This is a genomic window from Variovorax sp. LjRoot130, assembly GCF_964253755.1.
Lineage (GTDB): Bacteria > Pseudomonadota > Gammaproteobacteria > Burkholderiales > Burkholderiaceae_C > Variovorax.
This window is the reverse complement of sequence record NZ_CAXURM020000001.1, coordinates 481,528-508,014: the sequence shown is the minus strand read 5'-3', so window position 1 is coordinate 508,014 and position 26,487 is coordinate 481,528. Positions and strand designations below refer to the sequence as shown.

The 26,487-nt window shown below is 68.8% G+C and carries 31 protein-coding genes; 22 read left to right on the top strand and 9 right to left on the bottom strand.

The window, feature by feature from the left end; genetic code table 11:
- Positions 1–50 precede the first annotated feature (50 nt).
- From ACSQ86_RS02660 to ACSQ86_RS02650, 3 genes are read right to left on the bottom strand one after another with little or no spacing between them, the layout of a single operon-like run.
- Positions 51–593, bottom strand: a complete 543-nt coding sequence (locus ACSQ86_RS02660; protein ID WP_093104966.1) for a DUF2946 family protein — start codon at positions 591–593, stop codon at positions 51–53.
- A gap of 40 nt (positions 594–633) precedes the next feature.
- On the bottom strand, positions 634–1,608 hold the full coding sequence (locus ACSQ86_RS02655; protein WP_436308444.1) for a YheT family hydrolase: 975 nt from the start codon (positions 1,606–1,608) through the stop codon (positions 634–636).
- 1 nt (position 1,609) lies between these two features.
- Positions 1,610–2,062: a YybH family protein gene (locus tag ACSQ86_RS02650; RefSeq protein WP_093104961.1), complete on the bottom strand. Its 453-nt coding sequence runs from the start codon at positions 2,060–2,062 to the stop codon at positions 1,610–1,612.
- Between the two features lie 244 nt (positions 2,063–2,306).
- Here ACSQ86_RS02650 and rutA point away from each other — a divergent pair, with 244 nt between their 5' ends.
- Genes rutA through rutF form a run of 6 tightly spaced genes read left to right on the top strand, consistent with a single transcriptional unit; the run spans position 2,307 to position 6,539 of the window.
- Positions 2,307–3,419: a pyrimidine utilization protein A gene (gene rutA / locus ACSQ86_RS02645; RefSeq protein ID WP_436295061.1), complete on the top strand. Its 1,113-nt coding sequence runs from the start codon at positions 2,307–2,309 to the stop codon at positions 3,417–3,419.
- A gap of 17 nt (positions 3,420–3,436) precedes the next feature.
- On the top strand, positions 3,437–4,216 hold the full coding sequence (gene rutB, locus ACSQ86_RS02640) for a pyrimidine utilization protein B (RefSeq protein WP_436308443.1): 780 nt from the start codon (positions 3,437–3,439) through the stop codon (positions 4,214–4,216).
- Between the two features lie 29 nt (positions 4,217–4,245).
- Entirely contained in the window at positions 4,246–4,638 is a 393-nt protein-coding gene (gene rutC / locus ACSQ86_RS02635; protein WP_436302579.1) for a pyrimidine utilization protein C, read from the top strand.
- Positions 4,639–4,640: 2 nt separating this feature from the next.
- Positions 4,641–5,441, top strand: coding sequence for a pyrimidine utilization protein D (gene rutD / locus ACSQ86_RS02630; RefSeq protein ID WP_436308442.1), 801 nt, complete (start codon positions 4,641–4,643; stop codon positions 5,439–5,441).
- Complete coding sequence (locus ACSQ86_RS02625) at positions 5,438–6,028, top strand: malonic semialdehyde reductase (protein WP_436302577.1); 591 nt, start codon at positions 5,438–5,440, stop codon at positions 6,026–6,028. Before rutD ends, ACSQ86_RS02625 begins: the two co-directional genes overlap by 4 nt.
- Before the next feature lie 16 nt (positions 6,029–6,044).
- Complete coding sequence (gene rutF / locus ACSQ86_RS02620) at positions 6,045–6,539, top strand: NADH-dependent FMN reductase RutF (RefSeq protein ID WP_093104945.1); 495 nt, start codon at positions 6,045–6,047, stop codon at positions 6,537–6,539.
- A 13-nt stretch (positions 6,540–6,552) separates the two neighbouring features.
- Here the strand turns inward: rutF and rutR are convergent, their stop codons facing one another.
- On the bottom strand, positions 6,553–7,281 hold the full coding sequence (rutR, locus tag ACSQ86_RS02615) for an HTH-type transcriptional regulator RutR (protein WP_436295057.1): 729 nt from the start codon (positions 7,279–7,281) through the stop codon (positions 6,553–6,555).
- Positions 7,282–7,517: 236 nt separating this feature from the next.
- Between rutR and ACSQ86_RS02610 the strand changes: the two genes are divergently transcribed.
- From ACSQ86_RS02610 to ACSQ86_RS02555, 12 genes are read left to right on the top strand one after another with little or no spacing between them, the layout of a single operon-like run.
- Positions 7,518–8,519: an isopenicillin N synthase family dioxygenase gene (locus tag ACSQ86_RS02610; RefSeq protein ID WP_436308441.1), complete on the top strand. Its 1,002-nt coding sequence runs from the start codon at positions 7,518–7,520 to the stop codon at positions 8,517–8,519.
- Positions 8,520–8,521: 2 nt separating this feature from the next.
- The gene (locus tag ACSQ86_RS02605; RefSeq protein WP_436295055.1) at positions 8,522–8,929 is read left to right on the top strand and encodes a VOC family protein; all 408 of its coding nucleotides are present in this window, start codon (positions 8,522–8,524) and stop codon (positions 8,927–8,929) included.
- Complete coding sequence (locus tag ACSQ86_RS02600) at positions 8,919–10,010, top strand: BMP family ABC transporter substrate-binding protein (RefSeq protein ID WP_436308440.1); 1,092 nt, start codon at positions 8,919–8,921, stop codon at positions 10,008–10,010. Before ACSQ86_RS02605 ends, ACSQ86_RS02600 begins: the two co-directional genes overlap by 11 nt.
- Complete coding sequence (locus tag ACSQ86_RS02595) at positions 10,007–11,527, top strand: ABC transporter ATP-binding protein (RefSeq protein ID WP_436308439.1); 1,521 nt, start codon at positions 10,007–10,009, stop codon at positions 11,525–11,527. Before ACSQ86_RS02600 ends, ACSQ86_RS02595 begins: the two co-directional genes overlap by 4 nt.
- Complete coding sequence (locus tag ACSQ86_RS02590) at positions 11,520–12,662, top strand: ABC transporter permease (protein WP_436308438.1); 1,143 nt, start codon at positions 11,520–11,522, stop codon at positions 12,660–12,662. Before ACSQ86_RS02595 ends, ACSQ86_RS02590 begins: the two co-directional genes overlap by 8 nt.
- Positions 12,662–13,588, top strand: a complete 927-nt coding sequence (locus ACSQ86_RS02585) for an ABC transporter permease (RefSeq protein ID WP_436302571.1) — start codon at positions 12,662–12,664, stop codon at positions 13,586–13,588. The genes ACSQ86_RS02590 and ACSQ86_RS02585 overlap by 1 nt, the downstream gene beginning before the upstream one ends.
- The gene (locus ACSQ86_RS02580; RefSeq protein WP_436302570.1) at positions 13,585–14,280 is read left to right on the top strand and encodes a cysteine hydrolase family protein; all 696 of its coding nucleotides are present in this window, start codon (positions 13,585–13,587) and stop codon (positions 14,278–14,280) included. Before ACSQ86_RS02585 ends, ACSQ86_RS02580 begins: the two co-directional genes overlap by 4 nt.
- Complete coding sequence (locus ACSQ86_RS02575) at positions 14,277–15,263, top strand: isopenicillin N synthase family dioxygenase (RefSeq protein ID WP_436302569.1); 987 nt, start codon at positions 14,277–14,279, stop codon at positions 15,261–15,263. Before ACSQ86_RS02580 ends, ACSQ86_RS02575 begins: the two co-directional genes overlap by 4 nt.
- Before the next feature lie 29 nt (positions 15,264–15,292).
- On the top strand, positions 15,293–16,339 hold the full coding sequence (locus ACSQ86_RS02570) for an ABC transporter substrate-binding protein (protein WP_436308437.1): 1,047 nt from the start codon (positions 15,293–15,295) through the stop codon (positions 16,337–16,339).
- Complete coding sequence (locus ACSQ86_RS02565; RefSeq protein ID WP_436308436.1) at positions 16,336–17,475, top strand: ABC transporter ATP-binding protein; 1,140 nt, start codon at positions 16,336–16,338, stop codon at positions 17,473–17,475. The genes ACSQ86_RS02570 and ACSQ86_RS02565 overlap by 4 nt, the downstream gene beginning before the upstream one ends.
- Complete coding sequence (locus tag ACSQ86_RS02560) at positions 17,472–18,371, top strand: ABC transporter permease (protein WP_436295050.1); 900 nt, start codon at positions 17,472–17,474, stop codon at positions 18,369–18,371. Before ACSQ86_RS02565 ends, ACSQ86_RS02560 begins: the two co-directional genes overlap by 4 nt.
- On the top strand, positions 18,368–19,183 hold the full coding sequence (locus tag ACSQ86_RS02555; RefSeq protein ID WP_436308435.1) for an ABC transporter permease: 816 nt from the start codon (positions 18,368–18,370) through the stop codon (positions 19,181–19,183). Before ACSQ86_RS02560 ends, ACSQ86_RS02555 begins: the two co-directional genes overlap by 4 nt.
- Here the strand turns inward: ACSQ86_RS02555 and ACSQ86_RS02550 are convergent.
- Positions 19,180–19,932, bottom strand: a complete 753-nt coding sequence (locus ACSQ86_RS02550; protein WP_436302565.1) for a hypothetical protein — start codon at positions 19,930–19,932, stop codon at positions 19,180–19,182. The genes ACSQ86_RS02555 and ACSQ86_RS02550 overlap by 4 nt on opposite strands.
- A 45-nt stretch (positions 19,933–19,977) precedes the next feature.
- Here ACSQ86_RS02550 and ACSQ86_RS02545 point away from each other — a divergent pair, with 45 nt between their 5' ends.
- From ACSQ86_RS02545 to ACSQ86_RS02535, 3 genes are read left to right on the top strand one after another with little or no spacing between them, the layout of a single operon-like run.
- Positions 19,978–20,574 carry a LemA family protein gene (locus tag ACSQ86_RS02545; protein ID WP_244503816.1) on the top strand — a complete coding sequence of 199 codons (597 nt, stop codon included), beginning with the start codon at positions 19,978–19,980 and terminating at the stop codon, positions 20,572–20,574.
- Between the two features lie 8 nt (positions 20,575–20,582).
- Complete coding sequence (locus tag ACSQ86_RS02540) at positions 20,583–21,512, top strand: TPM domain-containing protein (RefSeq protein WP_436308434.1); 930 nt, start codon at positions 20,583–20,585, stop codon at positions 21,510–21,512.
- 2 nt (positions 21,513–21,514) lie between these two features.
- On the top strand, positions 21,515–22,042 hold the full coding sequence (locus ACSQ86_RS02535) for a TPM domain-containing protein (RefSeq protein WP_093104906.1): 528 nt from the start codon (positions 21,515–21,517) through the stop codon (positions 22,040–22,042).
- A 3-nt stretch (positions 22,043–22,045) separates the two neighbouring features.
- Here ACSQ86_RS02535 and ACSQ86_RS02530 read toward each other — a convergent pair whose 3' ends face one another.
- From ACSQ86_RS02530 to ACSQ86_RS02515, 4 genes are all read right to left on the bottom strand, one after another.
- A complete protein-coding gene (locus tag ACSQ86_RS02530; protein ID WP_436308433.1) occupies positions 22,046–22,624 on the bottom strand; it encodes a cyclic nucleotide-binding domain-containing protein in 579 nt (192 codons plus the stop codon).
- Between the two features lie 113 nt (positions 22,625–22,737).
- A complete protein-coding gene (locus ACSQ86_RS02525) occupies positions 22,738–24,408 on the bottom strand; it encodes an ATP-dependent DNA ligase (RefSeq protein WP_436308432.1) in 1,671 nt (556 codons plus the stop codon).
- On the bottom strand, positions 24,405–25,472 hold the full coding sequence (locus ACSQ86_RS02520; protein WP_436308431.1) for a ligase-associated DNA damage response exonuclease: 1,068 nt from the start codon (positions 25,470–25,472) through the stop codon (positions 24,405–24,407). Before ACSQ86_RS02520 ends, ACSQ86_RS02525 begins: the two co-directional genes overlap by 4 nt.
- Positions 25,473–25,542: 70 nt before the next feature.
- On the bottom strand, positions 25,543–26,067 hold the full coding sequence (locus ACSQ86_RS02515; RefSeq protein WP_436295043.1) for a DUF3617 domain-containing protein: 525 nt from the start codon (positions 26,065–26,067) through the stop codon (positions 25,543–25,545).
- A gap of 200 nt (positions 26,068–26,267) precedes the next feature.
- Between ACSQ86_RS02515 and ACSQ86_RS02510 the strand changes: the two genes are divergently transcribed.
- Positions 26,268–26,486 (top strand): DUF3606 domain-containing protein, encoded by a 219-nt coding sequence (locus tag ACSQ86_RS02510; protein WP_093104892.1) that lies wholly within the window; start codon positions 26,268–26,270, stop codon positions 26,484–26,486.
- Position 26,487: the final 1 nt, after the last annotated feature.

Below are 26,487 nucleotides of genomic sequence, written 5' to 3'. Positions count from 1 at the left end.
GAACAAAGAGCCCGCATGCGGGCTCTTTTTCATTGGCGCGCGAGATGGATTCAGCGCGCCGGCTGCTTGACCGGCTGGCCCGCGGCCGGGCTCATGACATGGCCGAAGCGCGCAGGCAGTTCCGCGGCGCGCACGTTCTCCGGCGCCCAGCGCCCCGCTTCGACCGCCTCGGCCGCCACGCCCACGTCCTGCGTATGGACCAGCCCGAGGCCGAGCGGCGCCACCAGGTAGAGCTTGCCCTCCTCGTCGAGCAGGCAGGCCGAGGGCTCTACGCCCAAGCCGCTGTGCGAACGGACCGAGAAGTCCTCGGCCACGCGCCAGATCCACGGCGCGGCTTCGAGCTCGACGTACACGCGCTGCGGGCCGTTCTGGAAGAACCACTGGCCGCGCTCGTCGTGTTCATAGTTGCGCTGGATGAAATCGATCAGCTTGTCGTGCTTGAGCAGCGAGCCCTTGGCCACCGGAAAAGGCCCCATGGCCTGCGTGCGGTCGTCGCGCATGTACCAGTTGCCGCGCGCGTCCAGGCCGAGCCAGCCGTAGCAGTGCGGCACGTTGGGCCACTTGGCGAGCGCCTGTTTGACGATGTCGTCCATGGCGCTCATTCTGGCGCGGATCGGGCCGCGCGGCTGTAGTTCAAGCGCTCAAATGCTGTGCAAGCCAGCCGCCGACGCGCTCCGGCATGCCGCGCACATGGCCGGGCGGCGCGCCCAGCGGAAAACCCACATGGCCGCCATGGGCCGGCTGCCACAACGTGACGTGGCGGCCGACCTCGTCCTGGCGCGGCAGGCTGGCCGCCGGCACGAAGGGGTCGTTGGTGGCATTCACCGCCAGCGCGGGAATGCGGATCGCGTGCAGATGCGGCTTGGCCGAGCCCCGCGTCCAATAGTCGTCGGTGTCGCGAAAGCCGTGCAGCGGCGCGGTGAACACGTTGTCGAAGGCGTAGAGATCCTGGGCCTCGAGGAGCTTGTCGCGGTCGAACAGGCCCGGATGCTGGGCCAGCTTGGCCAGCGCCTTGGGCTTCATGGTCGACAGGAACATGCGCGTGTAGACCAGCCGGTTGAAGCCGCGGCCGATCGCCATGCCGCCGGCGGCCAGATCGAGCGGCGCCGAGATCGAGGCCACGGCGCTGACCAGCTTCGAGGCCTCGTCACCCGCCTCTTCGGTCCAGCGCAAGAGCGCATTGCCGCCAAGCGAGACACCTGCCGCCAGCATCGGCCCGCCATGCTGCGCGTGCAAGCGCCCGAGGATCCAGCCGATCTCCTCATAGTCGCCCGAGTGGTAGGCGCGCGGCGCGAGATTGAGTTCGCCGCTGCAGCCGCGGAAATGCGGCACCGCATAGTCCCATCCGCGGACCATCGCAAAGGCCGCGAAAGCCTCGGCGTAGTGGCTCTTCGACGAGCCCTCGAGGCCGTGGAACAGGATCAGCAGCGGCTTCGGCCCGGAACCGGCCGCATCGAGGAAGTCCACGTCGATGAAGTCGCCGTCCGGCGTGCCCCAGCGCTCGCGCCGATAGGCCGGCAAAGGGGCCTCCAGGCGCCGTGCATAGAGCGCGGGCCAGATGGTTTGGAGGTTGCCGCCCGGCAGCCAGAGGGGTGCGACGTATTGCATGTCAGTGAAGCGTCTGGGGGGCAGCGTCGTCCTCGTCTTCGGGCGCGTGCACGCTGCCCGGGCTTGCATGGTGCGCCACCATGCGCCAGCCCTGGGCGGTCTTGTGATAGACGTTGGTGGCCAGCACGAAGGCATGGCGCGGCCCCTCGGCGGTAAGCACCTCGATGCGCTCCAGCACGTTGTGCACCGCGCTCGCGAGCGATTCGACCCGGCGCACGCGTGCCGGCGTGGCGTGGATCGCGCCATTGGCGAACATGTGCTCGAAGGCGGCGCGGATCGCCTCGGTGCCCACCAGCCGCGGGCCGCCGGGATGGACGCAGAACACCTCGTCCTCGTCGGCCCAGCAGACCATCAATGCATCGATATCGCCGCGCTGCAGCGCTTCGTAGAAGGCGGCCTCGACGTCGTCGGCGGTGCCGCCGACGGCAGCGGCGCGGAGTTTGGTCTTGGGCATGGCAGAGGAAACAGGCAACTGACGGTGATTGTGCGGGGTCCTTGCACCAAGGCCGGCCACGACCGCACAGACCAAACGCTCCATTTTGGACCATTTGGTCCAACTTCTACCGACGGAAACCTGCAAGTGGTTGATTTTAAAAGACTTAGCCAAATGGCACGGCCTATGCATAAGACCGTCGGCGCGCGTCCTTCGGCGTTGCGCCCACAGCCCATCCCTCACCTTCGGTCCAGGAGCGCAACGCATGAACGTCGGCATCTTCATCCCCATCGGCAACAACGGCTGGCTGATCTCGGAGAACGCTCCGCAGTACAAGCCGAGCTTCGAACTCAACAAGCAGATCACGCAGAAGGCCGAGCACTACGGCGTGGACTTCGCGCTCTCGATGATCAAGCTGCGCGGCTTCGGTGGCAAGACCGAGTTTTGGGATCACAACCTAGAAAGCTTCACGCTGATGGCCGGGCTGGCCGCCGTCACCTCGAAGATCAAGCTCTTCGCCACGGCGGCCTCGCTGGTCATGCCGCCGGCCATCGTGGCGCGCATGACCTCCACCATCGACTCGATCTCCAACGGCCGCTTCGGGCTCAACCTCATCACCGGCTGGCAGAAGCCCGAGTACTCGCAGATGGGCATGTGGCCCGGCGACGAATTCTTCGCGACCCGCTACCGGTACCTGTCGGAATACGTGCAGGTGCTGCGCGAGCTGTGGACCACCGGGCAGTCCGACTTCAAGGGCGAGCACTTCAAGATGGACGACTGCCGCGTGAGCCCGAAGCCGCAGGCCGACATGAAGGTGATCTGCGCCGGCCAGAGCGACGCCGGCATGGACTTCTCCGCGAAGTACGCCGACTACAACTTCTGCTTCGGCAAGGGCGTCAACACGCCCAAGGCCTTTGCGCCGGCGGCCGAGAAGCTCATCGAGGCGACGAAGAAGACCGGCCGCCACGTGACCTCCTACGTGCTCTTCATGGTGATCGCCGATGCCACCGACGAAGCCGCGCGCGCCAAGTGGGAGCATTACAAGGCCGGCGCCGACCAGGAAGCGCTGGCCTGGCTCACGCAGCAGAGCGCGGCCGACACCAAGTCGGGCGCCGACACCAACGTGCGCCAGATGGCCGACCCGACCTCGGCGGTCAATATCAACATGGGCACCCTCGTCGGCTCCTATGCGACGGTGGCGCGCCTGCTCGACGAAGTCGCCGAGGTGCCCGGCACCGAAGGCGTGCTGCTGACCTTCGACGACTTCGTGCTCGGCGTGGAGGCTTTCGGCGAGCACATCCAGCCGCTGATGAAAAGCCGCACGCACATCGCGAGCCCCGTGCCTTCGCGCGTCGCCGTCGAGCGCCTGGCCGCCTGATTCGAAGTGACCCCGCCATGAAGAACACCACCATCGCCTCCAGCACGCCGGTGGGCGTGCCGAACGCACCGGGCGCGCCCGCGCCGCTGGTGCTGCCCGCCCGGCCCGAACCGCTGGCGCTGCATGCCGCCAACTCGGCGCTGATCGTCGTCGACATGCAGAACGCCTACGCCTCGATCGGCGGCTATGTGGATACCGCCGGCTTCGACATCTCGGGCGCGCAGGGCGTGATCGCCAACATCGCGCGCACCATCGCCGCCGCGCGCGCGGCCGGCATGCTGGTCGTGTTCCTGCAGAACGGCTGGGACGCCGATTACGTGGAAGCCGGCGGCCCCGGCTCGCCCAACTGGTACAAGTCCAACGCGCTCAAGACCATGCGCAAGAAGCCCGAGCTGCAAGGCAAGTTCCTCGCCAAGGGCGGCTGGGACTACGCGCTCGTCGATTCGCTCCGGCCGCAGGCCCGCGACATCGTCATTCCCAAGACCCGCTACAGCGGCTTCTTCAACAGCACGCTCGACAGCAGCTTGCGCGCGCGCGGCATCCGCAACCTGGTCTTCACCGGCATTGCCACCAACGTGTGCGTGGAGTCCACGCTGCGCGACGCCTTCCACCTCGAGTACTTCGCCGTGATGCTCGAAGACGCAACGCACGAGCTCGGCGGCCCCGCTATCCAGCAGGCCGCGGTCTACAACGTCGAGACCTTCTTCGGCTGGGTCTCGAAGGTCGACGATTTCTGCAGCACCTTCGCGCCCGAGGCCGCCACCCAACCCGCAGCGGCCGAAGCGGTCACTGCCTGATTTCACTTTCCCGAAAGGAGCAACGAACCATGCCCAAGCAAGCCATCATCCCGCCCGGCACCGGCGTGCCGCTCGCACCCTACGTTCCCGGCACGCTCGCCGACGGCGTGCTCTACGTGTCGGGCACCCTGCCCTTCGACAAGGACAACAACGTGGTCCATGTCGGCGACGCGAGCGCGCAGGCGCGCCATGTGCTCACCACCATCCAGGGCGTGGTCGAGGCCGCCGGCGGCACCATGGACGACGTGACCTTCAACATGATCATGATCAAGGACTGGGCCGACTACGTGAAGATCAATGCGGTCTATGCCGAGTTCTTCCCCGGCACCAAGCCGGCGCGCTACTGCATCCAGTGCGGCCTGGTGAAGCCCGACGCCTTGATCGAGATCGCCTCGATCGCGCACGTGGGCAAGAAGGCCTGAGCATGCCGCTGCACTACGAGGTGCACGGGCCGGCCGAGGGCGAGGCCGTGCTGCTGTCCTCGGGCCTCGGCGGCTCGGCGGGCTTCTGGCTGCCGCAGATCGCTGCACTGATCGGGGCCGGCCACCGCGTGATCGCCTACGACCAGCGCGGCACCGGCCGCAGCCCCGTCGACCTGCAGGCCGACTATGCGATCGCCGACATGGCGCGCGACGTGATCGAGATCCTCGACGCCACCTCGACGGCGCGCTGCCACCTGGTGGGCCACGCGCTCGGCGGCCTGGTCGGCCTGCAGCTCGCGCTCGACGCACCCTCGCGCGTGGCCAGCCTCGTGCTCGTCAACGCGTGGTCGAAGCCCAATCCGCATTCGGCCCGCTGCTTCGACGCGCGCCTGGCGCTGCTCGGCGCCTGCGGCCCACGCGCCTATGTCGAGGCGCAGCCCATCTTTCTCTACCCCGCCGCCTGGTGCGCCGCCCACGCGCAGCGCGTGGCCGACGAAGTCGAGCATGCGCTCGCGCATTTCCCCGGCGAGGCCAACATGCGCGCGCGCATCGGTGCGCTGCGCGCCTTCGATGTCGACGCGCGGCTGGTCGAGATCGCCGCGCCCGCGCTGGTGGCAGCCGCCACCGACGACGTGCTGGTCCCCTGGACCTGCTCGCAGCGCCTCGCCGAGGGCCTGCCTCACGCGAGCCTCGAGTGCGTGCCCCATGGCGGCCATGCACACAGCGTGACCGAGGCCGAGCTCTTCAACCGCAGCCTGCTCGCCTTCCTGGCGCGCGTGGGCGCACCTGGAGTCCCCGCATGAAACCCTCCCTGGACGACGCCGCCCTGGCACTTCTTTTCACCGAGGCCCGCTCGCACAACGGCTGGCGCCCTGAGCCGGTCTCCGACGCCTTGCTCGAACAGGTCTACGCGCTGGCGCGCACCGGGCCGACCTCGGCCAACTGTTCACCGGGCCGCTTCGTCTTCGTGCGCACGCCCGAGGGCAAGGCGCGCCTGGCGCCGGCCTTGTCGAAGGGCAATCTGGCGAAGACGATGAGCGCGCCGGTCACCGTGATCGCGGCCTGGGACAGCGCCTTCTACGACAAGCTGCCCACGCTGTTCCCGCATGCCGACGCCAGAAGCTGGTTCACCGGCAGCGTCGAGGCCGCCCGCGAAACCGCCTTTCGCAATGCCACGCTGCAAGCCGCCTACCTGCTGCTCGCCGCGCGCGCGCTGGGGCTGGATGCGGGGCCGCTGTCCGGCTTCGACAGGGCGAAGATCGACGCCGCCTTCTTCACCGGCACGCCCTGGACCACCAACTTCCTGATCAACCTGGGCCACGGCGACCCCTCGAAGCTGTTCGGCCGCCTGCCGCGCCTGGACTTCGCAGAAGCCTGCGCGCTCGCCTGAGGAAAGCACCGCCGCCATGAACGCCTTGCCCAAGAGCGACTACCGCGATGCGATGGCCCGCCTCGGCGCGGCCGTGCATGTCATCACCACCGACGGCCCCGGCGGCCGCGCCGGCTTCACCGCATCGGCCGTGTGCAGCGTGACCGACGAGCCGCCGACGCTGCTGGTCTGCCTCAATCGCTCGGCCTCGGTCTACCCGGCCTTCCAGGCCAACGGCGTGCTCTGCGTGAACGCGCTGGCCGCGGGGCAGCAGGCGCTGTCGGGCCTGTTCGGCGGCAAGACGCCGATGGACGAGCGCTTCGCCGCGGGCCGCTGGAGCCGCAAGCGCACCGGTGCGCCGGTGCTCGAGGACGCGGCCGTGTCCTTCGACTGCCGCGTGTCGCAGGTGACGCGGGTGGGCACCCACGACGTGCTGTTCTGCGAGGCCGTTGCGATCGCGATCGGCGGCACCGCGCACGGCCTGATCTACTTCGACCGCCGCTACCACGACATCGTCGCCGCGCCGCACTGAGCGCGCGGCGCGCTCAGCGCGTGGTGATGCCGCTCAAGACGATGCGCTGCACGTTGTCCACCGTCTCTTCGAAGAACTCCGGGTCATCCAGCGTACGACCCGTGATGGCCTGCACCTGCACGCCGAAGTCGGCGTAGTGCTGCGTGGTGGCCCACAAGGCGAAGATCAGGTGATGCGGATCGACCGGCGCGAGCTTGCCGGCGGCCACCCAGGCGCGGATCACTTCGGATTTGCGCGTCACCAGGTCGCGCAGCTCGCGATCGAGTTCGTCGCGCAAGAGCGGCGCGCCCTGGATCATCTCGAGGCAGAACAGGCGCGAGGCATCGGGCTGGTCGCGCGAGATCACCAGCTTGCGCCGGATGTAGTCGCCGATCGCCTGCCGCGGGTCCTGCTCGGCGCTGAAGCCGCGCAGCGGCTCCAGCCACACGGCGAGCAACTCGCGCAGCACCGAGACGTAGAGCTCCTCCTTGTTGGCGAAGTAGTAGAGCAGGTTGCTTTTCGAGACATCCGCACGCGCTGCGACCTGGTCGACGCTGGTGCCGTGCAGGCCGAAGCGCGAGAAGAGCCCGAGCGCCGCGCGCAGGATCGCCGCGCGCTTGTCCTCGATCTGGCGCAGCCGCCGGTTCACCGACGTGACGCTGCGCGCCACGGGCGCGCGCTTCGGATGCACGCGCTTGGATGGCGGCGCTTCGACGGCCAGCACGGACGGCGGCTTGATGCTGCTGCTGCGAGTTTTCGGCATGTGTTGCTTTGCTTCTTTCTCCACCCGGGATTCTCGTTGTCTGCGATGCAGCCCGCATGCACGAGCCATACCGCCCATGGTACGCACCATGGCAACACCCAGCGCACGCATTCGCCGTGCCGCACCGCTGCCCGCGCACCACGCCGATGCAGCAAAGCGCATTTGTCCATTTGGTCCAACTGGCATGGACGTTGCATGTCGAAGCGCCGCCACCGTCACACCGAAGGATTGAAAGCATGACCCTGCTGTCCGTACCGATCATCGATCTGGCGCCCTTCTTTTCCGGAACGCCCGAAGGCAAGGCCGAGGTGGCGCGCAAGGTCGACGAGGCCTGCCGCAGCATCGGCTTCCTGGTCATCACCAACCACGGCATCGCCCCCGAACTCATCGCGCGCGTCTCCGCGGCCTCGCGTGAATTCTTCGCCTTGCCGCTGGCCGACAAGCGCAAGGTCGATCGCCCGCGCGACGACGCGGTGCGCGGCTACAGTGCGGTGGGCGAGGAAGGGTTGTCGTACAGCCTCGAAGAAGCGGCGCCGGGCGACCTGAAGGAGTCCTTCTCCATCGGTCCCTCCAATGTGCCGGCCGACGACTACCACCGGGGCGCTGCGGCCGGCCCGCACTTCGAGCCCAATGTCTGGCCCGATCTGCCGGGCTTCCAGCCGGCCTTCGACGAATACTTCGAGGCGATGAGCGATCTCTCGCGTTCGCTGATGCGCATCTTCGCGCTCGCGCTGGAACTTCCCGAGACCTTCTTCGACGACAAGATCGACAAGCACATCAGCATGTTCCGCGTGCTGAGCTACCCGCCGCAGACCGAGGCTGCATTGCCCGGCCAGCTGCGCGCCGGCGCGCACAGCGACTACGGCAGCCTCACCGTCGTGCTGCCTGACGACAAGGGGCTGCAGGTCTTCAACAAGGCCGGCCAATGGGTCGACGTGCCGATGGTCGAGGGCGGCCTGGTGGTGAACATCGCCGACCTCATGATGCAGTGGACCAACGACCTGTGGGTCTCGACCCTGCACCGCGTGGTCAACCCGCCGCCGGATGCGGCCGCCACCAACCGCCGGCAGTCGCTGGTGTTCTTCCACCAGCCCAACTACGACGCGATGGTCGAGTGCCTGCCGAGCTGCCTCGCGCCGGGCGAGGCGCCGAAGTACGCGCCGATCTCTTCCGGCGACCACTTGAAGTCGAAGTTCCTGAAACAGACGACCTTCGGCGGCACCAAAGTGACAGCCTGAACATGCCTCATCTTTCCTACGTCAACGTCTTCGCGAAAGACGTCGTCGCGCTCAGCGGCTTCTACCAGCGCGTGTTCGGCTTCCCCGAGATCGAGGCCATCCGCTCGCCGATCTTCCGCGGCCTCGACGCGGGCAAGGCCAAGCTGGGCTTCAACGCCTTCGATGCCTACGAGCTCTTGCAGCTGGCCGAGTTCTCCGACACGCGCGGGGTCAAGTTCCTGCTGAACATCGATGTCGATTCGCAAGAGGAAGTCGACCGCATGGTGCCGGTCGCCGTCGCTGCCGGCGCCACGCTCGTCAAGGCGCCCTACGTCACCTACTACCACTGGTACCAGTCGGTGCTGCTCGACCCCGAGGGCAATGTGTTCCGTATCAATTTCATGATGAAAGGTCCGAGTGATGTTGCGTAAATCGATTCCTTGCGCGGTCGCAGCGCTTGTCGCGGGCGCCGCGCTGATCGGCCCGGCGGTGGCCGCCGACGGCTTCACCCTGAAGGGCAAGCCGAAGATCGCGATGCTGTACTTCGGCCCCAAGAACGACGGCGGCTGGACGCAGGCCTTCGACGAGGCGCGCATCAAGGTCGAGAAGGAAACGGGCGAGAAGATCCAGTTCGTCGAGAACGTGCCGGAAGACGCATCCGCCATCAAGCCCGCGGCCGAGAAGTTCATCCAGCGCGGCGCCAACATCATCATCGGCACCGCCTTCGGCTATTCCGACAGCTTCAAGGAGCTCGCGGCCAAGTACCCCGAGGTGGCCTTCCTCAACGGCTCGGGCACCAGCAACGGCGCCAACCTCGAATCCTTCTACGGCCGCACCTACGAGAGCCAGTACCTCTGCGGCATGGCTGCAGGCGCAGCCTCGAAGACCGGCAAGCTCGGCTTCGTCGCGGCCAACCCCTTCGGCGTCGTCAACTGGACCATCAACGCCTTCGCGCTCGGCGCGCAGAAGATGAACCCGAATGCCACGGTGAACGTGATCTACACCGGCTCGTGGAACGACCCGGTCAAGGAACGCGCCGCCGCGGCCGCGCTGATCGACCAGGGCGCCGACGTGATCGGCCAGCACGTCGACAGCCCGACGCCACAGATCGTGGCGCAGGAGCGCGGCGTCTACGGCACCGGCCATCACCGCGACCTGCGGCAGTTCGCGCCCAAGGCCACGCTGTGCTCCTCGGTCTGGGTGTGGGACAAGTTCCTCTCGCCGGAGCTGAAGAAGATCATGGCCGGCAACTGGAAGCCGGCGCAATACGGCGCCTTCATTCCGATGAGCGCGGGCGGCACCGACATCGCGGGCTTCGGCCCCGGGGTGCCGAAGGACAAGGCCGCCGCGATCACAGCAGAACGCGACGCACTGCTCAAGGGCAAGCAGATCTATGCCGGCCCGCTGGCCGACCGCGACGGCAAGGAGCGCGTCGCCAAGGGCGCCGTGCTGTCCGATGCCGATCTCTGGAAGATGGACTGGTTCGTCAAGGGCGTCGTCACGCAGAAATGACCACGGCGCTGCAGCTCCAGGGCATCCACAAGTCCTTCGACGGATTTGCGGCGCTGACCGACGCGCACTTCTCGGCGCGCTGGGGCGAAGTGCATGCGCTCTTGGGCGAGAACGGCGCGGGCAAGTCCTCGCTGATGAACATCGCGGCCGGCCTTTATGCGGCCGAGGCCGGCACGATGTCGGTCGACGACAACCCGGTGCGCTTCAGCGGGCCGCGCGATGCGGCGAAGGCGCGCATCGGCATGGTCCACCAGCACTTCCGGCTGGTGCAGCCCTTCACGGTGGCGCAGAACATCCTCCTGACCGCGCCGCGGTCCGAGCGCTTCGAAAGCCATGGCAAGCGCCTGCGCCGCGTCGAAGAGGCGATCCGCGACAAGGCGCGAGAACTCGGCTTCGACATCGACCCGGCGCAGCGCGTGGACCGGCTGTCGGTGGCCGAGCAGCAGCGCGTCGAGATCCTCAAGGTGCTCTTGGCCGGCACGCGCATCCTGATCCTCGACGAGCCCACCGCCGTGTTGACCGACCAGGAGGCCGAGCGCCTGCTCTCGACCGTGCATGGGCTCGCGCGCCGCGGCGCGGCGGTGGTGCTGGTCACGCACAAGATGGCCGACGTCAAGCGCCATGCCGACCGCGTGACCGTGATGCGCGGCGGCCGCACGGTCGCGACGGTCGACCCGCAGCAGATGCCGGTGGGCGAGCTGGTCCGGCTCACGGTCGGCGAATCGATCACCGCGCCCGCAGCCGGGTCGACGCGCGCGACGCCGGGCCCGGTGCGGCTCACGGTGCGCGGATTGCGTTCGCCCGAAGTGCAAGGCCGCCGCGTGCTCGACGGCATCGACCTCGACCTGCGCGCGGGCGAGATCTACGGGCTGGCCGGCGTCGGCGGCAACGGCCAGGGGGAACTGGCGGGCGCGATCATGGGCCTGCCGGGCCGGACCGAAGGCGAGATCGCGCTTGATCGCCATGGCGATCTCAAGGCGACGCCGACGACGGCGCGCCGTGCACTGGGGCTGGCGACCATTCCCGCCGACCGCTACGGCCTCGCGCTCGCGGGCGGCCTCTCGGTTTCCGAGAACTACGGCATCGGACAGGTCCACAGCGGGCGCTACGGCTCGGCCTGGCGCCTGAAGCGCCGCGAGATGGACCAGGACGCGCAAGCCGCCGTCGCCGCCTTCGACGTGCAGGGCGTGCGCTCGATCGCGCAGAAGGCTGCGCTGCTGTCGGGCGGCAATGCGCAGAAGCTGGTGCTGGCGCGCGAGTTCGGCAAGTCGCCGCGGCTGGTGCTGGCCCACAGCCCGAGCCGCGGGCTGGACGTGCGCGCCGGCGCCGAAGTGCATGCGCGGCTGCGCGCCGCGCGCGATGCCGGCGCGGCCGTGCTCCTGATCAGCGAAGACCTCGACGAGGTGCTCGCACTGGCCGACCGCGTGGGCGTGATGACGCGCGGCCGCATCGTGGCCGAGTTCGCGCAGCCGGCGGACCGGCAGGCCATCGGCCAGGCGATGGTGGACCATGGCTGAGCCCTCGCTCGCGATGCCCATTACGCACCTCGCGGACACACCGGCGGCGGCATCCGCGCGCCAGCCCTGGGGCGCGCGCCGCTATGCGCTCGAGATCCGCCAGCACATGGCCTGGCATTGGCAGGCGCTGATCCTCGCCGCCGCCATCGGCGTGGGGCTCCTGCTCTCGGCCGCCATCCTGGTGGCCGCGGGCGTGCCGGCCGGCGAGTTGCTCAACGAGTTCATCGTCCAGACTTTCCTCGATGGCCAGAACTTCCGCGCCGTGCTGTTCCAGGCGGCGCCGATGATCCTGGTCGGGCTGGCCGGTGCGATGGCCTTTCGCGCACGCTTCTGGAACCTCGGCCTCGAGGGCCAGATGATCTGGGGTGCGATCGGCGCCACGGCCGTTTCCCTCTTCGAGATCGGCCCGCCTTCCTTACGCCTGCCGCTGATGTTCCTTGCCGCGCTGGCCGCCGGATTGCTGTGGGTGCTGGGCCCGGCGCTGCTCAAGCTCAGGCTGGGCGTCAACGAGATCATCTCGACCTTGATGCTCAACTACATGGCGGCCAACTTCCTGCTGCACCTGGTGTACGGCAGCTGGAAGGACCCGAAGGACAACTTCCCCTATTCGCCGCAGTTCCGCGCCTTCGAGCGCTTGCCCGATCTCTTCTCGGGCGTGAACAGCGCGATTCTGCTGGCCGCCGTCGTTGCGTTGCTGGGATGGTGGCTGGTCGGCGTGAGCCGCGCCGGCCTGTACCTGCGCTTCGTCGACGCCAACCCGCGCATGGCGCATGCAGCCGGCGTACCGGTGGCGCGCGTCATCTACGGCGCGGTGCTGCTCTCCGGCGCGATGGCCGGCCTCGCGGGCTTCGCCGTCGCCGCGGGGCAGGAGGGCCGGCTCACGCAGGCCTTCTACCAGGGCTATGGCTTCTCCGGCATCCTGATCGCCTTCCTCGCGCGCAACAACCCGCTGGCCGCCAGCGTGGTCGCGCTGATGGTCGCGGCGCTGTTCGTGACCGGGCGCAGCCTGCAGGTGTTCTACCAGGTGCCCTTCTCGATGGTGCAGCTGATCCAGGCCGTGATCGTGGTGTGCGTGGCATCGAGCGACTTCTTCATCAGGCATCGCCTGCGCCGCGTGGGCACCGGAGCAGCGTGATGGACATCGTCCTCAACTGGCTCGCCAACACGCCGGATTTCGCAGTGCCCTATGCGCTGGCCGCGCTGGGCCTGATCGTCTGCGAACGCGCGGGCGTGCTCTCGCTAGGCGCCGAAGGGCTGATGCTGGTCGGCGCGCTGGCCGGCATCGGCGCGCAGCTGGCCTTCGGCGAGCCGGCGGTGTCGCTGCTGCTGGCCATGCTCGCGGCTGCCGTCGTCTCGCTGCTGTTCGCGGTGATGGTGATCTGGCTGCGCGTCAACCAGGTGATCGCGGGTCTCGCGCTCGTGTTCTTTTGCCAGGGGCTCACGGCACTGGTCGGCACGCTGGCCCAATGGACCAACCAGGCCACGCCCGGCATCGGCACGATGGCGCTGTGGCCCTTCTCCTCGCTGCCCGTCGTCGGGCGCCTGTTCCAGCAGAACGCGATGGTCTGGCTCACGCTGCCGGTCTTCGCCGCCGTCACCTGGTTCCTGCTGCGCACCGATGCGGGCCTCAGGCTGCGCGCCGTGGGCGAGAACCCGCAGGCCGCCGATGCGGCCGGCCTCTCGGTTTCGGCCTGGCGCTTCGCGGCGGTGCTGGCCGGCTCCGCGCTGGTCGGCCTGGCCGGCGCCTACATCTCGGTGGTCAGCACCAAGCTGTGGATCGCCGGCATGACCGGCGGGCGCGGCTGGATCGCAGTGGGCCTGGTGATCTTCGCGCGCTGGTCGCCGTGGAAGGCGCTGGCCGGCGCGCTGCTCTTCGGCTGCATCGAGGCGCTGATCCCGCAGCTGGCCGCGGCCGGCGTGCAGCTGCCGCAGTACTTCGTGCTGATGACGCCCTATGCAGTGACGCTCGGCGTGATGGTCTGGGTGGCGCTCGCCCGGCGCGGCGGCGACGGCGAACCGGGCGCCCTGGGCGTGCCCTATGTGCGGGAGGAAAGACGATGAAGGCCTACGTCTACGAGCAGCCGCGCGAGCTGGGCGAGGGCTTCGAGGACTATCTCGACGCGGCGGCCACCGCCGTGATCTCGATCGACATGCACCGCGGCCATCTGGATGACGGGCCCGACTGCCCCTGCCCGGCGCCGCGTGCACGCGAGTTGGTGGCGCCGATCGACGCCTTCCACGACCTAGCCCGCGCGCTGGGCATACCCATCGTGCACGTCAAGTCGGTGCTCCGGCCCGGCGGCGCCGACGACCTGCGCGGCATCCCGGCCGCATGGCGGCGCACCTTCCCGCTGCATGTCGGGGAAATTCCGAATGCCGATGCGCACGCGATCGAGGGCAGCCGCTGGACCGAGTGGGTCACGCGCGTCGATCCCGGCGACCTGCGGGTGGAGAACAAGCGCCGGCTCTCGGCCTTCTATCCGACCGACCTCGACTTCCTGCTGCGCAACCAGGGCATCCGCACCGTGGTGCTCAACGGCGGCTTCACCGACTGTTGCGTGCTCAACACCGCCTTCGACGCCAACAACCACAACTACCGCGTGATCGTGCTGCGCGACCTGGTGCGCGGCACCGACGCGCACCTGGAGGCCGCGGCGCTCAGCATGGTGTCGCTGCACCTGGGGCTGGTGGTGGAGGCGGCGGACCTGCTGGCGCACTGGCAGCAGTACTCCTCGTTCGAAGTTCATCCATGACATCCATTCCCCTCATCGATCTACACGGCAACATCGACTCCGAGGCGCCTCTTGCGCGCGAGACTGCGGCGCGTCTGTACGAGGCGCTCAGCACCATCGGCTTCGCCTACATCGCGGGCCACAACGTCGCGCCCGCCTCGCGCGACGCGGCCTTCGCGGCCTCGCGCGAGTTCCATGCCTCGCCGCTCGAACGCAAGCAGTCGATCGCGATCAACGGTTTCCATCGCGGCTACATGGGCATGGCCACTTCCACCATCGTCACCTCCTCGGTGGCGAAGGTGACGCGGCCGAACATGAGCGAGTCGCTGATGCTCATGCACGAGCTGCCGCCGGACGACCCGCGGCTGCTCGCCGGCCTGCCGCTGCAGGGCCCCAACCAGTGGCCCGGCTGGGTGCCGGACTTCCAGGTGCGCATCGAGCGCTACATCGCCGAAGTCGACGCGCTCTCCCGCTACCTCGTGCAGCTGATCGCCATGAGCCTGGGGCTGCCGGCGCATGCGCTGGATCATCACTTCGAGAAGCCCACCACCTTCCTGCGCCTCTTGCACTACCCGCCGCAGCCGCCGCTGGAAGACGAGCAGATCGGCTCGGCCCCGCACACCGACTACGGCGTCATCACGCTGCTGGCGCAGGACGACGCGGGCGGCCTGCAGGTACGCCCGCGCGGCGGCGACTGGATCGAGGCGCCGCCGATTGCGAACACCTACGTGCTCAACGTCGGCGACATGCTCGCGCGCTGGACCAACATGCGCTTCGTCTCGACGCCGCACCGCGTCATCAACCGCTCCGGCGGCGACCGCTATTCGCTGCCCTACTTCTTCGACCCGGGCATGGACGCGCTGATCGAATGCCTGCCGACCTGCACCGGCGAGGCGAACCCGCCGAAGCATGCGCCGGTGCGCTACGGCGACTACCTGCTCGACCGCCTGAACCGCAACTACGACTACCGCCGCACATCGGCCGGCGATTCCGTCACCGCCTGATCCTTCCACTGCCGCCCGAAAGTCTTCCCATGCTCGCTCTTCAAAATCGCCGCGACCTCCTCCTGCGCAGCCTCGGCGCCGCCGCCGGCTTCGCGCTGCCCGCCCTGCCCTCCTTAGCCGCCGCGCCGCTGGTGGTCAACACCTACGGCGGCCGCTGGGAGAAGTTCTGGCGCAGCGACCTGCTGCCGATGCTCGACAAGACGAGCGGCGTGCAGCCCACGCTCGACGTCGGCCTGGGCAAGAACTTCATCGCCAACCTGCGCGCCGCCGGCATCGAGAAGCCGCCCTACAGCGTGCTGATGGTCAACGAGAACATCGCGAGCGTGGTGCGCGGCGAGGGCTACTTCGAGCCCATCCCCGCGGCCAAGGTGCCCAACCTTGCGAACGTCTACCCCAACCTGCGCAACCCGGGCGACAACGGCGTGCGCGGCATCGTCTCGACCATCGGCATCGGCTACCGCAAGGACCTGGTGAAGACGCCGCCCAAGTCCTGGACCGACCTCTGGAGCAACCCCGAGTTCAAGGGCAAGATCGGCCTCTACCAGATCGGCAACACGGCCGCGATGCTGTTCCTCCTGATGACCGCCAAGATCTACGGCGGCTCGCAGGACGCGATCGACCGCGCCTTCGTCGAGATCAAGAAGCTGCTGCCCTTTACGCAGGCCGACTGGAGCGGCACGCTCTCGACCATGCTCACGCGCGGCGACGTGACTGTGGCGGTGATCGACTTTCCCGAGATCGTCGCGCTCAAGAAGAAGGGCGTGCCGGTCGAGATGGTGGTGCCGAGCGAGGGCGTGGTGGCCTTCGAGCAGTCCTTCAACATCCTCAAGAACGCGCCCAACAAGGAGGATGCCTACAAGTACCTGAACTTCATCCTGCAGCCCGAGGTGCAGGAGATGATGGCCAAGGAATTCTTCACCTCGCCCACCAACACCAAGGTGCAGCTGGCATCGGCGATGGCGGCCGACGTGCCGGTCAGCGGCCAGGCCATGGCCTCGATCGTCGGTTTCGACTGGAGCAAGGTCAATCCGCAGCTGCCGGCCATCACCGACCGCTGGAACCGGGAGATCAAGTGAGCGCGGTGCTGCCTGCCGGCACGCGGCCGGCGGATTCGGACGCGGCCGCCGCGGTGCGCGCGCGCCGCATGACGCGGCTCACGCTGCAAGGGCTCTGCAAGAGCTTCCAGGCCACGACGGCGCTGCACGCGCTGGAGCTTCACACCGAGCCCGGCGAGTTCATCTCGCTCCTGGGCCCGAGCGGCTGCGGCAAGACCACCACGCTGCGCTGCGTGGCCGGCTTCGAGTACCCCGACGAGGGCGCAGTGCTGCTCGACGGCGAAGACATCACCGGCCTGCCGCCCGAGCGCCGCGACATCGGCATGGTGTTCCAGAACTACGCGCTGTTCCCGCATCTCACGGTGCGGCGCAACCTCGCCTTCGGCCTGGAGATGCGCAACGTGCCCAAGGCCGAGATGGCGCGCCGCATCGACGCGGTGCTGGCGATGGTGCAGCTAACGAGCATGGCCGGGCGCTATCCGCGCCAGCTCTCGGGCGGCCAGCAGCAGCGCGTGGCGCTGGCCCGCGCGCTGGTGATCGAGCCGCGCCTGCTGCTGCTCGACGAACCGCTGGCCAACCTCGACGCGGTGCTGCGCGAGGACATGCGCGTCTTCATCCGCGAGCTACAGAAGCGCGTCGGCATCACCACGCTCTACGTCACGCACGACCAGGCCGAGGCGATGGTGATGTCCGACCGCGTGGCGGTGATGCTGGGCGGCCGGCTGCAGCAGTTCGACGTGCCCGAGGCGATCTACCTGCGCCCGCGCAGCGTCGATGTCGCGCGCTTCATCGGCCGCTCGAACCTGATCGAAGGCCGCGTCGAGTCGAAGCTGCCCGACGAAGGCGCGTGGCTGCGCTTTCGCATCGAGACTGCGCTCGGCACCGTGGAGGCCGACCATGACCAGCCGCTCGCGCCCGGCCAGGCCGTGCACGTCACGATCCGGCCCGAGGCGATCCACTTCGACGGCAGCGGCCCCTACCAGGGCCTGGTGGCCACCAGCTACTTCCTCGGCAGCAGCGTGGAGCACACGGTGCAATGCGCGGGCGGCCAGACGCTGCTGGTGCAGACCGCGCCGGGCCAGCGCGTCGCGGCCGGCGCCTCGAGTGGCATGCGTTTCGAGCCGGGGCACGCCTGGATCATTGCGGGGCAGGAATGAGCGCCATCGCCTCCGCCGCACCGGTGCCACGCGCGATGCAGGCCGTGCCGCTCGCGCGCCGCGCCTTCTGGCTGATCGCGCCGGCGCTGCTGCTGATCGGCGTCTTCCTGGTTCTGCCCTACCTCAACATCGTGCTGATGAGCCTGCGCCCGCCGGCCGTCGGCGCACCCTACGGCGCGGGCCTCACGCTCGCCAACTACGGCCGCGCGCTCTCCGACGGCTACCTGCTCGGCGTGCTGGGCGACACGCTGCTCCTGGGCCTCACCGTCACGCCGATCTGCCTGCTGCTGGGCTACCCGGTGGCCTACCACCTCGCGCGCACGACTTCGCGCTGGGGCAGCGCGCTCTACGTGCTGGTGCTCTCGCCGCTGCTGGTGGGCGTGGTGGTGCGCAGCTTCGGCTGGCTGATCCTGCTGTCGGGCAACGGCGTGGTCAACCGCGTGCTGCTCGACCTCGGCCTGGTCGAGACCGGCCTGCAGCTGATGAACAACCGGCTCGGCGTGACCATCGCGCTGGTGCACGTGTTCCTGCCCTTCATGATCCTGCCGCTGGTCGGCGTCATTCAAAGCATCGACCCGTCGCTCGAAGCGGCCGCGCGCTCGCTCGGCGCTTCGCGGCTCAAGGTGTTCTGGCGGCTCGTGCTGCCCTTGTCGTGGCCCGGCATTCAGGCCGGCACGATCCTGGTCTTCGTGCTGGCGCTGAGCGCCTACGTGACGCCGGTGATGCTCGGCGGCGCGCAGGTCAAGACCATGTCGGTGCTGGTGGTGCAGAACCTGATCGACAACTTCCAGTGGCCCTCCGGCGCGGCACAGGCGCTGGTGCTCACGGCATGCGGCATGGCGGCGGTGGCGCTCTATGGGAAGCTGACTGGCCGCTTCATGAAGGGCCTGGCATGACGCGCCGCGCACCGCTGTCGCATCGCATCGCCGACGGCTTCGGCCTCTTCTACGTCGGCGCCGTCTACGCCTTTTTGCTGCTGCCGATCGCGATCATCGTACTGATGTCGCTCAACGCCGGCGAGTTCATGACTTTCCCGCCGCAGGGCATCTCGCTGCGCTGGTTCGGCGCGCTGTTCGTCAACGAGGCCTTCATGCGCGCCATCCGCAGCTCGCTGCTGCTGGCGGCGATCGCGACGCTGATCTCCTCGGTCATCGGCATCGCCGGCGCGCTCTACGTGGTGAGGTATGCGCAGCGGCTGCGCGAGCCGCTGCGCATGCTGCTGATGATGCCGCTCATGCTGCCCGAGATCCTGACCGCCATCGCGCTGCTGTTCTTCCTCTATGCGAGCGGCATCGGCACGCGCACGATGTTCGGTCTGGTGGTCGGCCACGTGCTGGTGACCCTGCCCTACGTGTTCACCAACGTCGCGTCGGCGCTCTACAACCAGGACGCCTCGCTCGAGCAGGCGGCGCGCAGCCTCGGCGCCTCGCCCTGGCGTGCCTTCCGGCGCGTGACGCTGCCGCTGATCAAGCCCGGCATCATCACCGGCGCGCTGTTCGCCTTCGTGATCTCCTTCGACCTCTTCAACATGTCGCTGCTGTTGAAGGGCATCGGCATGACGACGCTGCCGCTGCAGCTCTTCGACTACCTGCGCTGGGACTTCGACCCGACCGCGGCCGCCGTGTCCACGGTCAGCATCGTGCTCACGCTGGCGGTGGTGGTGTGGGTGGACCGGACGGTGGGGCTGCGCTCGCTGCGCTTCGGCTAGCGCGCACGCAGCCAGCCCTCCGCCACCGCGCGCAGCTCGCCCTGCGCCGCCTGCCACACCAGCTCGGGCGCGGCCACGTGCACGCCCGGCGGCGCGATGCGCAGCGCGACGTCGACCAGCTCCGCCACCTTGGTCGCGCGCACCGGCTGCTCGCTGGTCGGCACCATGAAGCGCGCGATGGACAGCATCCAGGCCGCCAGCCGCTCGGCCGGATTCGCGAAGCGCGCCGCGGCGGGCTTCTGCGCCGAGCGCACGATGATCACGCGCTCGAAGCCCAGAGCGACCACCGCCTCTTCGTCGAGGCTGGCGAGGCCGCGCTTCAGCGCCTCCGGCAGCCGGCCCTGGTCGTGCGGCTGCACGATGGCCAGCGTGCGCACGCCGCAGGCCCGCAGCCAACGGGCGAGCGCGGGCAGCTGCGCCGGCTCGGGCGTCCACAGCGCGCGTTCGCGGTCGTAGTAGAGACGCGGCGGCTCGAACAGGACCAGCGCCGTATCGGCCGCGACGAGCGGCCACTGCGCGATCTCCGCAACCGGTGCGAGCAGGGTCTCGACGCCGCGCAGGCCGTCGCGAATGGGTTCGCGTGCGAGCACGCGCGTGTGGTCGAAGCGATGCCGGCCCGCCAGGCGCCGCACCAGTTCCTGCCCCAGCGCGCCGGTGGCGCCGGCGATCAGCAGCGTGCCCTCGCCCGATGCGATGGGCTGCGCTCCACGGCTCGCGGCCTGCAGGGCTTGAAGAGGGTCGGCCGACATGCATCTATGCTAACTTCGCCCACTTCGCACCTCGGAGAGTTCGACATGGTGAAACGCTGGCTCTTGATCATCCTCACGGCGCTGTCGCTCGCAGGCTGCGGCTACAACGACTTCCAGCGCCTCGACGAGGCCAGCAAGTCGGCCTGGAGCGAGGTGCTCAACCAGTACCAGCGCCGCGCGGACCTGGTGCCGAACATCGTGGCCACGGTCAAGGGCGAAGCCAACTTCGAGCAGGAAACGCTGACCAAGGTGATCGAGGCGCGCGCCAAGGCGACCTCGATCCAGGTCACGCCCGAGACGCTCAACAACCCCGAGGCCTTCAACAAGTTCCAGCAGGCACAGGGCGAGCTCTCCAGCGCACTGTCGCGCCTGATGGTGGTGGCCGAGCAATACCCCAACCTCAAGGCCAACCAGGCCTTTCGCGACCTGCGCGTGACGCTGGAAGGCACCGAGAACCGCATCACCGTGGCGCGCAACCGCTACATCCAGACGGTGCAGGAGTACAACGTGCTCGCGCGCAGCTTCCCCACCAACATCACGGCCAAGGTGTTCAGCTACGACGCGAAGCCCAACTTCAGCGTCCAGAACGAAGCCCAGATCTCGACGCCGCCGACGGTGGATTTCGGCGCACCCAAGAAGTAACTTCCTAGATGACGGCCGCCCGCATCCGGCGCGCGCTGACAGCCCTCTTCCTGGTGGCCGTCGCGCTCGCCGGCGCACAGGCCCAGGACCTGTTGCCGGTGCCGGCGCTCAGCGCGCGGGTGATCGACCAGACCGGCACGCTCGATGCCTCGCAGCGCCAGGCGCTCGAAGCCAAGCTCCAGGCCTTCGAGCAGCAGAAGGGTTCGCAGATCGTGATGCTGATGGTCGCCACCACGGCGCCCGAAGACATCGCGAGCTACGCCAACCGCGTCGGCAATGCCTGGAAGATCGGCCGCAAGGAGGTGAGCGACGGCATCCTCGTCATCGTCGCCAAGAACGACCGCAAGATGCGCATCGAGGTCGCGAAGACGCTCGAAGGGGCGGTGCCCGACATCGCGGCGGCGCGCATCATCGACCATGCGATGAAGCCGCGCTTCCGCGAGAACGATTTCGCGGGCGGACTCGACGCGGCGGCCGACCAGCTGATCGCGCGCGTCAAGGGCGAGGCGCTCCCCGAGGTCGACAACAAGAGCGGCGACTTCGGCAACGATGCGCGCGACGACAGCGGATTCGACTGGCAGGACCTCGCCATCTTCCTGTTCTTCGGCGTGCTGATCGGCGGACCGATCGCGCGCGCCATCCTCGGCAAGGTGCTGGGCCCGCTGGCGCTGGGCGGCGCGACGGGCGTGCTCGTGATGGTGCTGACCTCGAGCCTGGTGGTCGCGGTGCTCGCTGGCCTTGGCGCGCTGCTTTTCACGCTGCTGTCGACGGCCTTCGGTGCCGGCGCCGGCCGGCGCGGCGGTGGCTTGGGCGGAGGCGGCCTCGGCGGCTGGGGCACCGGTGGCGGCGGCTGGAGCGGCGGCTCCTCGGGCGGCGGGGGCTTCAGCTCCGGCGGTGGCGGCGATTTCGGGGGCGGCGGCGCCTCGGGGGACTGGTAGCGATGGCCGGCCCATCCTTCTTCTCGAAGCTCGCGCGCCTCTGGCGCCATCGCTGGATCGACGCGGCCGACGTGCGGCGCGCACTGCCGCCGGAAGCACTCGAGCGCCTGGGCCGACGGGTCGCGGCCAGCGAGCGCCGGCACAGCGGCGAGGTGCGCATCTGCGTCGAGGCAGGCCTGCCGATGTCCTACCTGTGGCGCGGCGCGCCGGCACGCGAGCGCGCGATCATGATGTTCGGCAAGCTGCGCGTGTGGGACACCGCGGACAACAATGGTGTGCTGATCTACCTGCTGATGGCCGAGCACGCGATCGAGATCGTGGCCGACCGCGGCATCGATGCGCACGTGAGCGCCGAGGAATGGGCTGCGATGGCGCAGCGCATGACAGCCGCTTTTCGCGAGGGCCGTTTCGAGGACGGGCTCACGCAGGCGTTGGAAGAGATGTCGGCGCTCTTGGTCGCGCACTTTCCGCTGGCCGAGGGCCAGGCCGACCGCAACGAGCTGCCCGACGAGCCGGTCATCCTGATCTGAGGCTCAGCGACGGCCCTGCGCATCGAGCAGGCGGCGGTTCACCGCATGCGCTGCATCCAGCTCCGACTGCAGCGCACGCGTGACCCGCGACAGCGTGCGCAGCCGCCGGTTGCCCTCGCGCAGCCGCTCGGCCAGGCCCTTGGCAACGCCCAGCATCAGACGGGCCGCGGCGCCGGGGTGCGTCTCGATCAGCTCCAGCAGCGAGGTACGCGACAGCACGCCGAGCTTGACGTCGGTCAGCGCCGTGCAGCTCGCGGAGCGCGGCCCGCCGTCGATCACGCCCATTTCGCCGACCAGGCTGCCCGGGCCGATGACCGAGATCACGACCTCGTCGCCGGGGACGCCGTTGCTGCTGACCACACGCAGCTGGCCATCGAGCACCAGGACCATGTAGTCGTTGTCGACCGCATCGCCTTCCTCGAACAGCAGGGTGTCGGCCAGCAGGTGCAGCGGCCGCATCGCATCGACCACGACCCGCGCCTCGTGCAGCCCCATGCCGGCCAGCGGTGCGGCCTGCATCAGCAGATGAACGGCGTGCTCGCGCAGATCGACGCCGGGACGAGGGTTGCGGTGATCGTGCATGGATGGGAGTGCCGAGTTTCTCAGAACTGCGTCATTGGGTCCTGCAGTTTGCCGCGGTGCGCTCAGGTAGCGGCCGAGGCTGAGAACTTCTTCTCTATCTGCGCGATGCGTCTTCATGCGGGCAGCAGCGCCGCCAGCGTCTGCAGGGTATCGGCCTCCTCCACCGGCTTGTCCTCGCGCCAGCGCAGCATGCGCGGAAAGCGCACCGCGATGCCGCTCTTGTGCCGCGTGCTGCGCGCGATGCCTTCGAAGCCGAGCTCGAACACCAGCGTGGGCTCGACGCTACGCACCGGCCCGAAGCTCTCGATGGTGGTCTTCTTGATGACCGCATCGACGCGCGCCATCTCGGCATCGGTCAGGCCCGAGTAGGCCTTGGCGAAGGGCACGAGCTTGCGTTCTGGCGCTTCGGGCGGCCCATCCCAGACGGCAAAGGTGTAGTCGCTGTAGAGGCTGGCGCGGCGGCCATGGCCGCGCTGCGCATAGACCAGCACCGCATCGACGGAGAGCGGATCGATCTTCCACTTCCACCACAGGCCCACGTCCTTGGTGCGGCCGACGCCGTAGTGCGCCTCGCGCTGCTTGAGCATCATTCCTTCGACGCCCATCGAGCGCGCGGCTTCGCGCTGGCGCGCCAGGTCCTGCCAGCTCTCGCCGTGCAGCATGGGACTGGCAACGAGCGAAGGGTGCTGCGCGGCGGTCAGCAGATCGTCGAGCAGCACGCGGCGCTCGGCCTGCGGCAACGTGCGCAGGTCGCGGCCCTCCCATTCGAGCAGGTCGTAGGCCAGCAGCACCGCGGGGATCTCGCGCAGCAGCTTCGGGCTGAGCGTCTTGCGGCCGATGCGCTTCTGCAGCTCGGCAAAGGGCTGGACGCGACCCTCGCCAATAGGCGAGGTCGAATCCCTGCGCCAGACCACCACCTCGCCATCGAGCACCGTGCCGTCGGGCAAGGTCTCGCCCATCTGCGCGAGCTCGGGGAAGCGCTCGGTCACCAGCTCTTCGCCGCGCGACCACAGCCAGACACGGCCGGCGCGCTTGACCAGCTGGGCGCGGATGCCGTCCCACTTCCACTCGACGAGCCATTGCGAAGGCGACCCGAGCGCCGCATCGAACTGTTCGAGCGGCAGGTTGAAGGGATGCGCGAGAAAGAAGGGATAGGGCTGGCCGCTGGCCTGCTGGTCGAGCTCGCCGCTGCTCTCGGGCGCGATCAGCGCGGCGTAGTCGGCCGCGGTGGGCTGGCCGGCGATGTGCGTGTAGCCCATCAGCCGCTGCGCGACGCGCTTGGGGTCGAGCGCACCGACCGCGGACAGCGCCTGCGTGACCTGAAGGCGCGAGACGCCGACGCGGAAGCCGCCGGTGATGAGCTTGAAATAGACCAGCCGCTCCTCCGGCGCGAGGCGGCGCCATTGCGCACGCAGCGCGTCGGAGAGCTGCTCGGGCGCCATGCCGCGCAAGGGCAGCAGGTGCTTTTCGACCCATACCGCGAGCCCCAGGTCGTGCGCATCGGTCGGCGACGGCAGCAGCAGCGAAATGGTTTCGGCCAGGTCGCCGACCGCCTCGTAGCTTTCGACGAACAGCCATTCCGGCAGGCCGGCGGCCTCCTGCGCGAGCAGCCGCAGCAGCTTGGTCGGTACCAGTTGCCGCGGTTTGCCGCCAGCCAGGAAGTACACGGCCCAGGCCGCGTCGGCCGGCGCGGCGCTTAGCAGATAGCGCTGCAGCGCGGCCTGCTTGGCCAGGCTCGAGGTGCTCGCATCGAGTTCGCGGTAGAGCGCGGCGAACTGCTTCATGGGAGGGCTGTTTCACCTTCCCCTTCCGGGGGAAGGCCGGGATGGGGGCTCGCGGCCGTCGGAGCACCCTCCATGTCCTCATCTCCGTATTCGGTCTTGAAGCCCTGCGCCTGCAGCCCGTTCTCGCTCAACCAGCGCACCATCACCGCCACGCTGCCGTGCGTGACGAACACGCGCTCGGCCCCGGTGCCGGCGATGGCCTGCTGCAGCCCCGGCCAGTCGGCATGGTCGGACATCACGAAGCCGCGATCGACACCGCGCCGCCGGCGCGTGCCGCGCAGCTGCATCCAGCCGCTCGCGAAGCCATCCGAGTAGTTGCCGAGGCGCCGCATCCACGGCGTGCCATGGGCCGAGGGCGGCGCGAGCACCAGCGCGCGCTGGAGCAGCGCGGCATCGACGCCGGGATCGGTCACGCGCAAAGTCGGCGGCAGCGCCACGCCGGCCGCGCGGTAGACCGCATTCAAAGGTTCGACCGCGCCGTGGACCACGATCGGCCCGATGCCCGCATCCACGCCGTGCAAGATGCGCTGCGCCTTGCCGAAGGCATAGCACAGCAGCACCGAGGCGCGGCCCTGTTCGGCGTTGGCGCGCCACCAGCCGTTGATCTCGGCGAACAGCTCGGCTTGCGACGGCCAGCGGTAGATCGGCAGGCCGAAGGTGGATTCGGTGATGAAGGTGTCGCAGGGCACCGGCTCGAAGGCCGTGCAGGTGCTGTCGGGCTCGGTCTTGTAGTCGCCCGAGGCGACCCAGACGCGGCCGCCGTGCTCGAGCCGCACCTGCGCCGAGCCCAGCACGTGGCCGGCCGGATGCAGCGAAAGCTTGACGCCCTGGTGGGCGATGGCCTCGCCGTAGTCCAGCGTCTGCAGCGTGATCTCGCCCAACCGCGCGCGCAGCGTGCCGGCGCTGTCGCGGTGCGCGAGGTAGTGGCCGTGGCCGGCGCGCGCATGGTCCGAGTGCGCATGCGTGATGACGGCGCGGTCGACCGGCTTCCACGGATCGACGTAGAAATCGCCCGGCGGGCAGTAGAGGCCTTCGGGGCGGGCGATGACCAGGTCGTCGGGCATGGCGCAGATCGTAGGCCGATGCCCGGCCCATCATGCAGACGGGCCGACGCGAAGCGCTGTCGGCGGCAGCCTACTTCTTCTTTTGAGCGCCCATCATGTCCAGCACGTTCATCTTCATGCCGTTCGACATCACCATGTCACCCGGCTTCTGGCCCGCCTTGCAGGGCCCGACCCACTTGGCCTCGATGATGGCCGTGCCCTCCTTGCGGCCCGCGAGCGGCGGGTTGTAGCTGGAGCGGCTTTCCATGCGGTAGCCGGTGCCCATGTCGCCCGAGACCACCGAATGCGTGGTGGCGGTGGTGGTGCCGATCTTGCACACCGAGTCGACCACCATCTTGCCGCCCTCGGTGCGCATGTCCTGCTTCGAACAGGCTTGCTGGCCTGTGCTGCTGCCCATCTCGCGCATGGCCTTGTCGGTGGCGGCGTCGATGCATTGCTGGGTCTGCATCGGGGGCGCCTTGGAGGCACCGTCGTCCGACTGGATCGTCATTTCCCACAGGCCGGGCTTGCGCGGCGGATAGTCGAGTGCGCTCGCCGCGCCGGCGTACAGAAGGCAGATCGCAGCGGCGACGCTCAAGCGGGTGGGAATTCTCATCGTGTGCTCCAGCAAAGACGGATTGGAAATGAAGGCCAGCCGCTTTCTAACCCACACGCCGGATCGGCGGAATAGAGCAATCGGCCGGCAGCCCCCAGCCTTCAGCGAGGTTGACGCGGCGGGCAGTCCCGTGGCCTGATTTCCTACAAGCGGGAGATGGTGCATCTCCTAGGGTGCGACAACCGACAGGAGCAAACGAGATGAAAAAAGCAGCCATAGCAGGCGGCGGCATTCACTCCGACCGCATCGACATCAGCACCGCCCGCGAGCTCGACAAATGGTCCAGGAAACTGGACGTCACACACGATCGCCTGCGCGAAGCCGTCCGCGCGGTGGGCAGTCGCGCCTCGGACATCGAGTGGCATCTGCGCGGAAGCCGCCAGGCCGGCGCCGGACGGCATTCCAGCGCATCGCACTGAC